The 13,092-nt window shown below is 73.5% G+C and carries 15 protein-coding genes and 1 pseudogene; 5 read left to right on the top strand and 11 right to left on the bottom strand.

Annotated elements, in window-relative coordinates:
• Positions 1 to 235: 235 nt before the first annotated feature.
• Positions 236 to 670 carry a GNAT family N-acetyltransferase gene (locus tag ACFQ87_RS28105; protein WP_380613626.1) on the top strand — a complete coding sequence of 145 codons (435 nt, stop codon included), beginning with the start codon at positions 236 to 238 and terminating at the stop codon, positions 668 to 670.
• Between the two features lie 7 nt (positions 671 to 677).
• On the opposite strand, the gene ACFQ87_RS28100 is transcribed toward ACFQ87_RS28105, so the two are convergent.
• Positions 678 to 1,265, bottom strand: a complete 588-nt coding sequence (locus ACFQ87_RS28100; RefSeq protein ID WP_380613625.1) for a pyridoxamine 5'-phosphate oxidase family protein — start codon at positions 1,263 to 1,265, stop codon at positions 678 to 680.
• A 107-nt stretch (positions 1,266 to 1,372) separates the two neighbouring features.
• Positions 1,373 to 1,807: a CBS domain-containing protein gene (locus ACFQ87_RS28095; RefSeq protein ID WP_380613624.1), complete on the bottom strand. Its 435-nt coding sequence runs from the start codon at positions 1,805 to 1,807 to the stop codon at positions 1,373 to 1,375.
• 312 nt (positions 1,808 to 2,119) lie between these two features.
• Here ACFQ87_RS28095 and ligD point away from each other — a divergent pair.
• Both ligD and ACFQ87_RS28085 read left to right on the top strand, forming a co-directional pair.
• A pseudogene (gene ligD, locus ACFQ87_RS28090) lies at positions 2,120 to 2,998 on the top strand (non-homologous end-joining DNA ligase); the annotation flags it as partial.
• A 138-nt stretch (positions 2,999 to 3,136) separates the two neighbouring features.
• Positions 3,137 to 3,991 (top strand): DNA ligase, encoded by an 855-nt coding sequence (locus ACFQ87_RS28085; RefSeq protein ID WP_380613679.1) that lies wholly within the window; start codon positions 3,137 to 3,139, stop codon positions 3,989 to 3,991.
• An 11-nt stretch (positions 3,992 to 4,002) separates the two neighbouring features.
• Here ACFQ87_RS28085 and ACFQ87_RS28080 read toward each other — a convergent pair whose 3' ends face one another.
• The 4 genes from ACFQ87_RS28080 to ACFQ87_RS28065 form a co-directional block, all read right to left on the bottom strand.
• Entirely contained in the window at positions 4,003 to 4,590 is a 588-nt protein-coding gene (locus ACFQ87_RS28080; protein ID WP_380613623.1) for a type 1 glutamine amidotransferase domain-containing protein, read from the bottom strand.
• A gap of 3 nt (positions 4,591 to 4,593) precedes the next feature.
• Complete coding sequence (locus ACFQ87_RS28075) at positions 4,594 to 4,890, bottom strand: PRC-barrel domain containing protein (RefSeq protein WP_380613622.1); 297 nt, start codon at positions 4,888 to 4,890, stop codon at positions 4,594 to 4,596.
• Positions 4,891 to 4,904: 14 nt separating this feature from the next.
• Positions 4,905 to 5,306, bottom strand: a complete 402-nt coding sequence (locus tag ACFQ87_RS28070) for a hypothetical protein (protein ID WP_380613621.1) — start codon at positions 5,304 to 5,306, stop codon at positions 4,905 to 4,907.
• A gap of 66 nt (positions 5,307 to 5,372) precedes the next feature.
• Complete coding sequence (locus ACFQ87_RS28065; protein WP_380613620.1) at positions 5,373 to 5,816, bottom strand: HAD family hydrolase; 444 nt, start codon at positions 5,814 to 5,816, stop codon at positions 5,373 to 5,375.
• Between the two features lie 339 nt (positions 5,817 to 6,155).
• On the opposite strand from ACFQ87_RS28065, the gene ACFQ87_RS28060 reads away from it, so the two are divergent.
• Positions 6,156 to 6,542 (top strand): VOC family protein, encoded by a 387-nt coding sequence (locus ACFQ87_RS28060; protein ID WP_380613619.1) that lies wholly within the window; start codon positions 6,156 to 6,158, stop codon positions 6,540 to 6,542.
• A 91-nt stretch (positions 6,543 to 6,633) separates the two neighbouring features.
• Here the strand turns inward: ACFQ87_RS28060 and ACFQ87_RS28055 are convergent, their stop codons facing one another.
• From ACFQ87_RS28055 to ACFQ87_RS28045, 3 genes are all read right to left on the bottom strand, one after another.
• On the bottom strand, positions 6,634 to 7,242 hold the full coding sequence (locus tag ACFQ87_RS28055) for a GNAT family N-acetyltransferase (protein ID WP_380613618.1): 609 nt from the start codon (positions 7,240 to 7,242) through the stop codon (positions 6,634 to 6,636).
• 140 nt (positions 7,243 to 7,382) lie between these two features.
• Positions 7,383 to 8,024: a TNT domain-containing protein gene (locus tag ACFQ87_RS28050; RefSeq protein ID WP_380613617.1), complete on the bottom strand. Its 642-nt coding sequence runs from the start codon at positions 8,022 to 8,024 to the stop codon at positions 7,383 to 7,385.
• Positions 8,025 to 8,247: 223 nt separating this feature from the next.
• Positions 8,248 to 9,561, bottom strand: coding sequence for a geranylgeranyl reductase family protein (locus ACFQ87_RS28045; protein ID WP_380613616.1), 1,314 nt, complete (start codon positions 9,559 to 9,561; stop codon positions 8,248 to 8,250).
• A 466-nt stretch (positions 9,562 to 10,027) separates the two neighbouring features.
• Here ACFQ87_RS28045 and ACFQ87_RS28040 point away from each other — a divergent pair, with 466 nt between their 5' ends.
• Complete coding sequence (locus ACFQ87_RS28040; protein ID WP_380613615.1) at positions 10,028 to 11,032, top strand: LPXTG cell wall anchor domain-containing protein; 1,005 nt, start codon at positions 10,028 to 10,030, stop codon at positions 11,030 to 11,032.
• A 298-nt stretch (positions 11,033 to 11,330) separates the two neighbouring features.
• Here the strand turns inward: ACFQ87_RS28040 and ACFQ87_RS28035 are convergent, their stop codons facing one another.
• Together ACFQ87_RS28035 and ACFQ87_RS28030 are read right to left on the bottom strand one after the other, a co-directional pair.
• Positions 11,331 to 12,434 (bottom strand): calcium:proton antiporter, encoded by a 1,104-nt coding sequence (locus ACFQ87_RS28035; RefSeq protein WP_380613614.1) that lies wholly within the window; start codon positions 12,432 to 12,434, stop codon positions 11,331 to 11,333.
• 91 nt (positions 12,435 to 12,525) lie between these two features.
• Positions 12,526 to 13,092: transglycosylase SLT domain-containing protein (locus ACFQ87_RS28030; RefSeq protein WP_380613613.1), on the bottom strand; the 567-nt coding region annotated here is incomplete at its 5' end.

Raw genomic sequence — 13,092 nt, 5'->3', positions numbered from 1 at the left:
TCGTGGTCCTCGTCGCCGACCGCCCCGGTGTCCGCTGCATCGCTCTCTTTGCTCATGGGCCGAAGGCTATGCCCGCCGCTGCGGGTGAGTGCGAGGGGCACTCCGGTCGAGGGCCGTGGTGCGGGCCACCCGGGAAGCCGCCGCACCCCGCTGAAGGGTGCGGCGGCTTCGTCGGTGTCCACGGCCCGGTCTCTGCCGCCATCGGGCCCTCGTCAGGTCACTAACATGGCGCCACATGATCACCACTCGCCAGGACGGCTACCGGCTCTCCACCGACCCCGACCTCCTCGACCTCGACCTCGTCCACCACTGGCTCTCCACCGACGCCTTCTGGGCACTCGGGCGCAGCCGGGAGGTGGTGGAGCAGTCGGTGCGCGGGTCGGTGGTGTTCGGGGTGTACGAACCCGGGGGCGGGCAGGTGGCGTTCGCGCGGGTGGTCACCGATCACGCGACCTTCGCCTGGCTGTGCGACGTGTACGTCGACCGGGGGCAGCGGGGGCGGGGGCTCGGCACCTGGCTCGCGGAGGAGGTGGTGGCGCACCTGCGGCCCTACCGGCTGAAGCGGGTGCTGCTGTCGACGGTGGACGCCCACGAGGTGTACGCCAAGGCCGGGTTCGTGCCGTTTCCCGACCCGCAGAAGCTGATGGTCCTCGGCGGGCCGGTGAGCTGACGCGACATCAGGCCGCTGGCCGGGGCGGGAGCGGCAGCGGGACGCCGGGCAGGCCGTCGATGCTGTTGGCGACCAGCGGCTTGCGCTCGCAGTAGGCGCTGAACTCCGCCTCGCCCTTGCGGTCGAAGTACTGGGCGTGCAGGTCCCGGTCGGCGCGGTAGTCCATGAACGGCACCGCGTAGCCGCAGGAGTCACTGACCCGGTCGGCCTTCACCAGCACGATCGCGCGCAGGCCTGAGCCGTCCGCGGTGGGCTCGAAGCGGCCGAGCAGGTCGGCGAAGCGCGGGTCGTCGCGGAAAACGGGCTCGCCGCGGCCGTGCACCCGCACCACGGTGGGTGGGCCCTCGAAGGCGCACCACATCAGCGTGATCCGGCCGTTCTCCCGCAGGTGGGCGACGGTCTCGGCCTGCGAGCCGCCGAAGTCCAGGTAGGCGAGGGTGAGTTCGTCGATCACCACGAGGGTGCCGGAGCGGCCTTTGGGCGAGATGTTGACGTGTCCGTCGGCTGCCAGCGGCGCGGTCGCGACGAAGTAGACGGGCTGACGTTCGATGAACTGCCGCAACCGGCCGTCGATGCATTCGTACTGCTTTCCCATGTGCGCAATTGTGCCCGCATCTCGGCCTGCGAGAAAGGAAAATCCATCCGATGAGACGGCAGCCAGCCGCCCCGGGACCTGCCCGGGGCGGCTGGTCGCCGGCAGGGTCAGCGCTTCATGTAGACGCTGTCCATGAACTCGATGATCTGCTGATCCGTCAGCCGGTGGCCGTTGCGGTGGCCCATCGCCAGGTCGGCCTCGCTGATCATGCCGACCAGCCGCTCCCCGTCGATCACCGGGATGCGGCGGATCTGGTGCTGCTCCATCTTCTTCAGCACCACGTCCATGGTGTCGTCGGCACGCACGCAGTGCAGGTGCCCGGCCAGCTCGATCGCCGTCATCTTGGCCGGGTCCTTGCCCTCGGCGAGACAGCGCATCACGATGTCACGGTCGGTGATGATGCCGTGCAGCTTCTGGTCGTCGCCGCAGATCGGCAGCGCGCCCACGTTCTTGTCGCGCATCATCCGCGCGGCCTCGTCCAACGTCTGATGGGCGCCGATGCACTGGGCGCCGGTGTGCATGATGTCTCGGGCAGTGGTCACGGGGACTCCTTCGTCGGTGCTTCCCCCCGACGGCTCTCCCCCTCATGGTCGACACCCGCGATCGCGGAGTGACCGTGCCATCACCATAGGCAACACCGCGCCCACTCGCGACCGCGAGGGCCGACGCCGCAGCTCCGGCCACCGGCAGCGCGGCCCGGCCCCGGCTGTGCACCGCGGTCTCCCCTCCGGCCGACCACGGGCGGTACGGACCTCGGGCGGTGGAGGCGCCAGCGGTGAGGGCCCCCAGCGGTCGTGCCCGCGGCGCGGCAGACTGGCTGCGGGGGCCACCGCAGGACGCTTCGGAGACGGCCCATGCCGCAGATGACGGTGGACGGGCGCACCCTCGCCCTCTCCCACCTCGACAAGGTGTACTACCCGCGCACCGGCACCCCCAAGGGCGAGGTGCTGCGCTACTACGCCGCCGTGCACACCGCCCTGCTCCCCCACCTGCGCGACCGCCCGGTCTCCTTCCTGCGCTGCCCGGACGGCGTCGAGGCCGAGGTCTTCGTCGCCAAGAACCCACCGCCCGGCACCCCGGACTGGGTGCGCACGGTGGAGGTGCCCAGCAGCGGCGGCGACCTGCGCCAGGTGGTGCTGGAGGACGGCGCGGCGCTGCTCTCGGTCGCCAACCTGGGCTGTCTGGAGCTGCACGTCCCGCAGTGGCACGCGGCCGCGCCCGGCCTGGCCGACCGGCTGGTGCTGGACCTCGACCCGGGCGAGGGGGCGGACGTGCTGACCTGCCGAGCGGTCGCGCTGCTGCTGCGCGAGCGGCTGGCCGCGGACGGCCTCTCCGCCTGGGTGAAGACCTCCGGCTCCAAGGGGCTGCACCTGCTGGTGCCGATCGAGCCCACGCCCAGCGCCGAGGTCTCCGGGTACGCGAAGGCGCTGGCCGCCGCCCTGGAGGCCGAGCACCCGGAGCTGGTGGTGCACACCATGGCCAAGGCGCGGCGCCGCGGCCGGGTGCTGGTCGACTGGTCGCAGAACAACGCCAAGAAGACCACCGCCGCCCCGTACACCCTGCGGGCCCGGCCGCTGCCGACGGTCTCCGCCCCGGTCTCCTGGGCCGAGCTGGAGCGGGCACGCGGGGAGGCGGACCTCGTCCTCACCCTCGCCGAGGTCCCCGACCGGCTGGCGGCCGAGGGCGACCTGTTCGCGCCGCTGTTGGACCCGGCGCAGGCGCGGCCGCTGCCCGGCGCGCCCGGGCCGACCGTCGCGCCCGCGCCATCAGGCGCACCCGGGCCCTCGGCCGCACCCGAGTCGTCAGGCGCGCCGAGGACGTCCGCCCCGCCCGGACAGCCCCGCCAGGTGCTGCACCCGCCCGTCGAGGTGATGCGCCCCGCCGCCGTCACCGCCGTCCCGCCCGCCGACGGGTTGGGCGGGGGCGGGGTGCAGTACGAGCTGAAGCTGGACGGCTTCCGCTGCGTCGCCTTCGCCCGCGGTGACCGCCCCGCCGTCCTGCAGTCCCGCTCCGGTCGCGACCTCGCGCCGGAGTTCCCGCCGATCGCCGCCGCCGTCGCCCGGCTGCCCGAGGGGCTGGTGCTGGACGCCGAACTGGTCGCCTGGCACGCGGGCCGGTTCGCCTTCGAGGAACTGCTGCACACCCGTCAGGCCCGGGCGGCCGCCCCGGACGTCGCCCTCGGGCTGATCGCCTTCGACCTGCTCGCCCTGCCCGGCCGCGACGTCCGGCGCCTCCCGTTCACCGACCGGCGCCGCCTACTGCTCGCCGCCCTGGCCGACGTCCCGCCGCCGATCCAGCCGGTGATGGCCACCACGGACCGGGCGGAGGCTATGGAGTGGATGGCCCGACTCGCCGACATCGGCGTGGAGGGCCTGGTCTGCAAGGCCGTCGGCTCCCCCTACCGCCCCCGCGGCGCGGGCCGCGCCTGGGTCAAGTACCGCCGCAGCGACACCGTGGACGCCACCGTCCGCGCCCTCACCGGGCCGGCCGCCCGCCCGCACGCGCTGGTGGTCCGACTCGACGACGACCGGGTCCTGTTGACCACCCCCCGGCTCACCCCCGTACAGTCCCGCGAGATCGCCGAGGCCGCCGCCCCGCTCCTCGGCCCGCCCGCAGCCGACCCCGACCACGGCGCGGTCCACCCCCTCACCACCCCCCTGCGCGCCGAACTCACCCTCACCGGCCGCCCGCCCACCGCCACCTTCGTCCGCCTGCGCGGGGACTGAGCGCGGACGCCTCAGGTCGGGTACCGCTTCGCCGTCGCGTGCGCGAACTCGGTGACCAGGGCGTCGTTGAAGACCGGCAGGTCCCCCGGTCTGCGGCTGGTCACCAGGACGCCGGGCCCGTCGTGGCAGACGTGCACCTCCTCGTCCACCCAGTGGGCGCCCGCGTTCACCAGGTCGGTGCGCAGACTGGGCCAGGAGGTGAGGGTGCGGCCGCGGACGGCGTCGGCCTCGATCAGGGTCCACGGCGCATGGCAGATCGCCGCGACCGGGCGGCCGGAGGCGCAGCAGCCGTGCACGAAGGCGACCGCCGCCCGGTCCAGCCGGAGCCGGTCCGGGTTGGCGACGCCGCCGGGCAGCACCAGTGCGTCGTAGTCGGCCGGGTCCGCCTCCGCCACCAGGGCGTCCACCGCGAAGGTGTCCCCGAGCGCGCGGTGCCGAACGGCCTGGACCCGCCCCGCGGCGGTGGAGAGCAGCCGCGGGGTGCCGCCGGACTCGGCGACCGCCTGCCAGGGCGAGGTCAGTTCCTCCTGCTCGACGCCGTACGGGGCGACCAGGAGGGCGATCGTCCGGCCGGTGAGGGTCGTGGACGGCCAGGGCATGGCTCAGCGCGTGCGGGGAGCGGCCAGGCCCTCGGCGGTCGGCGGGGCGGAGCTGAGCCGGGCCCGCGGGCAGTCGAGGTGGACGGCGAGGTCCAGGTGGTCGATCCGGGCGACCAGGCCGACCGGGACCAGCACCCGGTTGCCCGGCACCCAGGCCGAGGCGTCGACCAGCAGATGGCCCCCGGCGTCCTGCTCGACCCGGCCGAGCGGGCCGTCGGTGGCGTGCACCTCGTACCCGACCAGAGTCAGGTCGGCGGCGGGATGGGAGCCCGGGCGGTACTCCCACAGGTCAGTACTCATCAGCTCACGTCACCTCACGCCTCCGGCCGGTCCCAGGGGCGGCGTTCGCGCCGCTCATCCCGGTCCGGGTCGACCGGCTCGGGCCCGCTCGCGCCCCGGCGACGGCGCCGCAGCAGCTCCGCGGTGGCGACCGCGGCCGCCACCGAGGCCGTCCAGACCACCCCGAGGGCGATCAGCACGGCCGTGGTCGGGGTCCGTACGCCGATGCTGAGACAGATCGCCGTCATCACCAGCGTGGTCAGCACCACCCCGGCCGAGATCCGGCGCCCGGCGCTGCGCAGCGCGCCCAGGACCCGGCTCGACCGTTTGGCACCCATGGTGCTCAGTTTCCGGTCGAGGCGTGTGTCCTGGCGCAGATCGGACTCGATCTCCTCGAGGAGCCGCCGCTCCCATCCGCTCAACGCGGGTCCGTCCATCTCGGTCACCTCCGACACTTCCGGTGACGTGCTCGCACCCGGGCGGTTGCCCGGTACGGGCGGGCGCTAACCGTTCCGGGGACCGCCTGTTCCGACGCCCACGCGGCCGAAGGCGCGGGGGCGGGCGAGCAGACTGTCGTCCAGGACACGCAGCAGCGCGGCGGCGTCGCGGTGGACCTCGACCGCGCCGGCCGCCCTCAGCTCGGGACCGGCGTCCCCGCCGGTCTCCAGGGCGACGCAGGGCACCCCGGCCCTCCGCGCCGCCAGCACCTCGCGCACGCTCCCGGCGACGGCCACGGCGTGCGAGGGTAGGCCGTCCACCAGCTGCAGGCCTGCCCCTACCGGGTCGCTACCGGGAGCGGCGACGGTCAGGGCGCGCGCCCCGGCCGGGCCGGGCCCGGTCAGCACGACCGTCCAGCCCCGGGCGGCGCACTCGCGCAGCAGCTCGGCACCGCCGGGCAGCCGGGGCCGCCAGTCGGTACCGAACAGAGCCGCCGAGATCACCGTCATGGCCACCGCTTCCGTGCTTCCGTTCCGCAGGCCACACGCCGTATGCGCCCTTCCAGGTTAGGACGCCGCACGGCCGCGCGCGCTGCCTGCCGGGGAGGGGTCCGCGGGCCTGCGGCAAACCGCTCGGCGGGCGGTTCACGGGAAGGGACACTCCGGTTGTCCGCGAGGGGGAACGGGTGGCGCTGCCGTCGCGCCCGCGGATGCTCTTCGAGCCCGACCGGCGTCTGCCGCCCCACCGCCTCGCCCGGCGGCCCGCCGTCCGGCAGCCGTGGCCGCGCGCGATCTACGATCGGCTCGGCGACGGCCGCCAGTACCAGCGCACACCGAAGGGCACATCCCGTGAGGATCAACCTGACCACCGTGTTCGTCGACGACCAGGACAAGGCGCTGCGCTTCTATACAGAGATCCTGGGCTTCGTGAAGAAGACCGAGGTCCCGCTCGGCGAGTACCGCTGGCTCACGGTGGTCTCCCCCGAACAGCCCGACGGCACCGAACTGCTGCTGGAGCCCGACACGCACCGCGCCGTCGGACCGTACAAGACCGCCCTGGTCGAGGACGGCATCCCGGCCGCCCAGTTCGCGGTGGACAACGTGCACGCCGAGTACGACCGCCTGCACCGCCTCGGGGTGCGCTTCACCCAGGAGCCGCTGGCGACGGGCCCGGTCACCGTCGCCGTCCTGGACGACACCTGCGGCAACCTCATCCAGCTCGCCCAGTACCACTGACGTCGGCCTCGCCGTAGCGGTGCCGGAGCGTCATCGCCCGTTCCGCACGTTCCGCCGGACGCCTTGAGGGCGATCGCGATCCCGGGGCGTGTCAGCCGAGTCCCACCTCCGGGTCGGTGGCCAGGCGGGCGTGCAGGTGCTCGTTCGTGTAGGGGCCGTCGCCGTGGCGGTAGGAGGCCCGCAGGGTGCCCTCGTACGGGAAGCCGGCGCGGGTGGCGACGTGGCAGGAGGCCTGGTTGTCGACGTCGTGGTAGAGCTCGATCCGGCGCAGGCCGGCGGTGCGCACGCCCCAGCGGGTCACGGCGGTGGTGGCGCGGGTGGCCAGGCCGCGGCCGCGGGCGGCGCGGAGCAGCCAGTAGCCGACCATGGCGACGCCGTCGGCCTGGTCGGTCCAGAGCAGGGCGACGTTGCCGCAGAGGGTGCCGTCGGCCGTATCGGTGATGGCGAAGGAGGCCGTGCTGCCCTCGGCCCAGCGGGCGTCGGAGCGGTCGAGGTAGGCCTCGGCGCCGGCCGGGTCGGTGGCGTCCAGCAGCGGGTTCCAGCGGGCGATCTCCGGATCGACCGCGGCCGCGATCACGGCGGCGACGGTGCCGCCGGTCAGGTCCAGGGCGCGGCCCCACGGGCGCAGCTGGACGTCGCCCAGGTCGACGACGGCGGGGCGGAAGTGGCGCTGGTCGGTCGCGGTGTCGCTGATGGTCACCCGACCTTCCTATCCCCTGTCCGCCCGCGCCCGCCAGCGAATTACCCGGTTCCGGGCGGGCTCCCCGAGCGCGAGGATCCGGCCGTGATCGAGCCGCTGACGGCCCGTACGGCCGACGGGACGCCGCGCGCGGCGCGGGGTCAGATCCGGGCCAGGTAGCCGTTCTCCACCAGCCACAGCACGTTCAGCCTGGCCGGGCCGCCGGGCAGCAGGGAGGCGTCGAGCTGGTACTGCAGGCCCCAGCCGGGCTGGTTGAACCAGGGTGCGATCGGGCCGGCGTGCACCTTGAACGGCTTGACCACCTTGTAGTCGTGGTAGTTGCAGCCGGCCGCCGGGACGCTGTCGAGGCTCTGCGGCGGGATGGCGCGGTTGGCGTAGGGCAGGCCCTCGGGGGCGAGGAAGGCGCCGTACTCGCTGCCGTACCGGTCGATGTTCTGGTTCGGGTAGAGCGTGATGTCGAACTCGATGGGGGTGCCGTCGGGCAGGGTGGCGTAGCCGTCGGACGGCGGGTAGATCCAGCCGCCCTTGCCGCCGCTGGCGGTCGGGTCGTAGTACTTGGCCAGGAAGTCCTGGTCGCTGGCGCCGCCGGTGCGCTGGTAGTCGATGAGCTCCCGGCCGACCGGGCCGGTGCTCGGGAGGTCCTCGGGGCCGAGGCGCGAGTCGCCGTCGAAGAACGTCGCGGAGCACTGGTCGGACGGGGTGGCCGCCCTCGTGTCGGCGGCAGCGGCGGGAATGCTCACGGCGGTCAGGGCGGCGGCTGCGGCGAGGGGCGCGACAAGCAAGCGAAGGCGCACGGTGTCTCCGTCGGACGAGGATCGGTGGAAAAAGGGAGCCACGGAGGGGGCGTTCTGCTCACCCTCCGTGGCCGGTTCGACACCAGGCAAGCGGATTCGCTGATCATTCGTCAACACGACTTGGCCGACGGTCGACCGAATTCCCCGGTTTCGGCCAAGACCGGGGCGCCGGGTCCGCTCACCCGGAAGAATGAGCGGTCCGACACCGACCTCACCGCCCCGGTGCGACCCGCCCGAGCAGGTGGAGCAGCCGGTCGAGGGCGTCCTTGGAGTTGGGCTCGGTCAGGTTGACCATCAGCCGGAACGCGATCTTCAACAGCGCCGGATGGCCGAGTCCGGCCACCCCCGCCGCGCCCAGCAGCTTGGGACGGCCGAGCAGGTCGGCCGCCAGCCGGCCGAGCGCGAAGTAGCCCGCGTACGCGGAGCGCAGCGCCTGCGGGTAGGCGCGCAGGGCGAGTTCGCGTCCGCGGTCGGTGCGGCGGGCGTGGGCCTGGACGATGGTCTCGGCGGCGTAGCGGCCGGACTCCATCGCGTAGGCGATGCCCTCGCCGGTGCCGGGGCTGACCGTGCCGCCGGCGTCGCCGATCAGCAACAGGCCGTCGGCGTAGTGGGGTTGGCGGTTGAGGCCCATCGGGAGGGCGGAGCCGCGGATGGGCTCGGTGACGGCCTCGGGGGTGTAGCCGTAGCCGGGCGGGAGGTCGGCGCACCAGCGGCGCAACAGGTCCCGCCAGTCGACGTCGGTCTTCGAGGTGTCCAGGACGCCGAGGCCGACGTTGGCGGTGCCGTCGCCCATGCCGAACACCCAGGCGTAGCCGGGCAGGAGACGGCGCGCGGGGTCGTTGGGGTCGCGCAGGTCGAGCCAGGCCTCCAGGTAGCGGTCCTCGTGGCGCGGGGTGGTGAAGTAGGTGCGGTAGGCCACGCCCATCGCGCGGTCGGTGCGCCGGTAGCGCTTCATCGCGACGGAGAGCCGGGTGGAGTTGCCGTCGGCGGCGACCACGATCGGAGCCCGGTACTCGACGGGCCTGCGGTCCTCGCCCAGCTTGGCGGTGACGCCGATGATCCGGCCGGTCCGTTCGTCCGTCAACGGGCCCGCCACGTTGGCGCGTTCGATCAGCCGGGCGCCGGCCGAGGCGGCCTTGCGGGCGAGCAGTTCGTCGAAGTCGGCGCGGCGCCGGACCAGTCCGTAGCCGGGGAAGGCGGACAGCTCGGGCCAGTCGAACTCCAGTGAGCGCCGCCCGGAGATCAGCCGCAGGCCGCGGTTGTGCAGCCAGCCGGCCTCCTCGGACACGTCGATGCCCATGTCGACCAACTGCTTGACGGTGCGCGGGGTGAGGCCGTCCCCGCAGACCTTCTCGCGCGGGAAGGCGGACTTCTCCAGCAACAGGACGTCCAGGCCGGTCCGGGCGAGGTGGTAGGCGGCGGTGGAGCCGGACGGTCCGGCGCCGACCACGATGACGTCGGCACTGTCCTCGGTCGGGCCGACCGCCTGTCGGTCCGGTCGCACCTGCTGCTCTGGGCCGGGCATCGTGCACTCCCCCTGGGTCGGATCGGCTGCGCATGACAACGGAACACACACCAGATCACCCAACGGAACGAGCGGACTGGGCGGTTCCAGACGGACGATAGAGAACCTCGACACCGGCCCGCCGCCCCGACACGCGACCCCGGCCCGCCGACCGGCCGAAACCGGCCACCCGCGCGGCCCGCCGGTTCACCCGTCGACGCGGAACCCGCCGTTGACCCGCACCTCGACCACCTACGACGCACACGAGTTGAACACAACCAGGTGATCGGATTGTTGTAACGGACTAATCGGATCTATCGCTCTCAGCGATGTATTTCGGCCAAACCTCCCTTGCGTCACGTTTCTGACTGCGGAACTTTTGTCCCCTCCCGCTCGTACGGCACCGGCCTCTGGTCCGGCGGCCGATCCGAGGGCTCCCTCCCACTGCGCAGGTTCGTCCCGACCTGCCGTACCCGATGGAACACGCATGCACATCCGCTCCACCGCCGCGCGCACCCTGGTGGCCGTCCCGACCGCCGCCGCCTTGATGCTGCTCGCCCCCGCCGCGCACGCCGTCGCCGGCGGCAACGGCAACGGCAAGGGCGCCCCCGGCAACAACGGCACGGTGAAGATCCACGACGCCGCCACCGGCCAGGAGGACGTGCGCAACGAGCCCAAGGTCTGCACGTTCTACCTGGACTCCTTCGGCTTCGACCCGAACCAGGACGTGCTCTGGGCGATCTTCGACATGAACGACATGTCCGAGCCGGTCGTCTACGGCGACATCCCGGTCGACGACCACGGCCACGTCCGCACCGAGGACATCAACCTGCCGGACGGTCACTACAAGCTGTTCTGGAAGGCCGTCCCGCTGGTCAACGGCGAGCTGCCGGAGAACCCAGACGTCAGCAACCCCAAGCACAAGGTCTTCAAGGTCGACTGCGGCGGCAAGACCCCGGCCCCGACCGGCAAGCCCTCGCCGACCGCCACCCCGACCAAGGCCCCGTCGGCCAGCCCGACCGCCGTGCCGAGCACCACCCCCTCGCACACCGCCACGCCGACGCCGTCGCACACCCCGGCGCCGACCCACACCCCCGAGCCGACCCACTCGGCCACCCCGACCACCACCCCGGCCACCCAGCCGCCGGCGACGACCCCGGCGACCCCCGCGCCGACCACCCCGGCCGCCGACGTTCCGACCGACGCCCCGAGCGACGCGCCCAGCACCGCCCCGAGCGCCGGCCCGTCCACCGCTCCGACCGCCACCGTGCCGGTGCACCCCGGAACCGGTACCACGGTCAGCCCGGACCAGCCCCTGGTCGTGCCCGCCAAGGTCAGCGTCCCGACCCCGATCCCGGGCGCCGCCTCGGACGGCAAGAAGCTGGCCACCACCGGTAGCGACGGCACCCTGCTGTACGCGGGCGCCGGCACCGCCCTGCTGGTCGCCGGCGCGGGCGCGGTGGTCTACACCCGCCGTCGCCGCACCTCCTGAGGCGTCCGAGCCTGAGGCCGCGGCTTCCGGGGGTCTGAGCCCTCCGGAGGCCGCACGCCGCGTCTGAGCCGCGGCACCACGGGGCCCCTGCCCGCGGACAACCGCGGGACGGGGGCTCCCCGCCGTGACCACGGCCGGCGCACCCTGCGGGGTCCGGCACCGGGGGCGCGGCAGCAGGGCCTGTCTTGTGGGTTTCGTCGGATCAGGCAAGGACCCGCAGGACAGACCCCAAAAAGCCCCTGGCCCGTACGGGGGGACGGGCCAGGGGCTTCCACCCGGGAGTACGGCGGACGGGCCCTCAGGGGTTCACCGCCAGCACCACGAATTCCGCCAGCACCCCCAGGTGCACCGCACCCTGGAGCATGGTCGCCCGGCGCGGGATGACCGTCAGGGTGCCGAGCACGACGGTCAGCGTCAGCAGCACCATGTACGCCGGGTCCAGGCCGAGGACGAGCGGGCCGGAGAGCCAGGCGGAGGCGATGGCGACCGCCGGGATGGTCAGGCCGATGCTGGCGAGCGCCGAACCCAGGGCCAGGTTGAGGCTGGTCTGCACCCGGTTGCGCAGGGCCGCGCGCAGCGCCGCGATGGTCTCCGGCAGCAGCACCATCATGGCGATCACCACGCCGACCAGGGCGTTCGGCAGCCCGGCGTCCTCCACCGCGGACTCGATGGTCGGCGAGACGCCCTTGGCCAGGCCCACCACCGCGACCAGCGCGACGCCCAGCAGCAACAGGCTGAGCCCGGCGGCCCGGAGGGTGGGCGGGCTCGCGTGCTCGTCGTCGTCCACCCGGATCTTGCCCTCGGCGGTGACCGGCAGGAAGTAGTCCCGGTGCCGCAGCGTCTGGGTCGTCACGAACAGCCCGTACACCACCAGCGAGGCGGTGGCCGCGTAGCTCAGCTGGGTGGTGGAGAACTGCGGGCCCGGCGCGCTGGTGGTGAAGGTCGGCAGCACCATGCTGAGCGTGGCGAGGGTCGCGACGCAGGCGAGCGCGGCGCCGGTGCCCTCGGCGTTGAAGACGGCGGTGCGGTACTTGATCGCGGCCACCAGGATGGACAGGCCGAGGATCCCGTTGCAGGTGATCATCACGGCGGCGAACACGGTGTCCCGGGCCAGGGTGGCGGACTTGTCCCCGCCGTCGGCCATCAGCGTCACGATCAGCGCGACCTCGATCACGGTGACCGCCACCGCGAGCACGAGCGATCCGAACGGCTCCCCGGTCCAGTGCGCGATGACCTCGGCGTGGTGCACGGCGGCCAGCACGGCACCGACCAGGAAGCACGCGACCACGCCCACCACCCAGCCGGGCAGGTTCTCGTGCCAGGTCAGGGCGAGGACGACGAACGCCACCACGGGGACGACGACGGTCCATTGCGCGGTGACCGCGCGGAGCTTCGTGATCATGCGGCCGAGGATCCCAGACCATGGGTCGGTCACCCGGGTGCCCGCGCCGGGATACGTATGGATGTGGCACGACTCATCCCGATATGGGCAGTCACCCGCCGTAGTCGGCAAGGTAACCGAGCACCTTGTCGACGTGCGGCCGGACCCGCTCCGGGACGCCCCCGGCGGCCGCCACGGTCTTGTCGCTGGTGCGGTAGGCGGCGGTGACCAGGGCGGGCAGGTCGCGACTGAAGCCGCGTCGCTTGAGCTGCTGGTCCAGCCAGCAGACGTAGTTGCCCATCGCGGCGATCGCGTCGCCCGGGTCCAGGTAGGACTTGGGACCGGGGTGGTTGGCGGCCTTGGACCACGCGTCGAAGACGGCGGGCGTCCACATCGCGATGCCGTACTCGCCGGTCTCCGGGCGGGCCGCGTTCGGGTCGAAGCCGCTCTCGGCCTTGAGCATCGCGGCCAGCAGGATCGGCGTGACCTCCGGCTCGGGGCAGCGCCGGGCCGTCTCCTCGATCATGCCGCGGTAGGCCGTCGGGACGTCCGAGTCGGCCGGGACCGCCCCGGGCAGCGGCGGCGCGGCCCGGTGGGCGTCCGGCCCGGCGGGCTCGGGGCCGCCGGTCAGCGCGAGCACGACGGCGGCGCAGGTCAGCAGGCCGAGGCCGGCCCGGGC

Source organism: Kitasatospora sp. NPDC056531 (assembly GCF_042794375.1).
Lineage (GTDB): Bacteria > Actinomycetota > Actinomycetes > Streptomycetales > Streptomycetaceae > Kitasatospora.
This window is presented reverse-complemented; position numbering and strand designations above follow the sequence as displayed.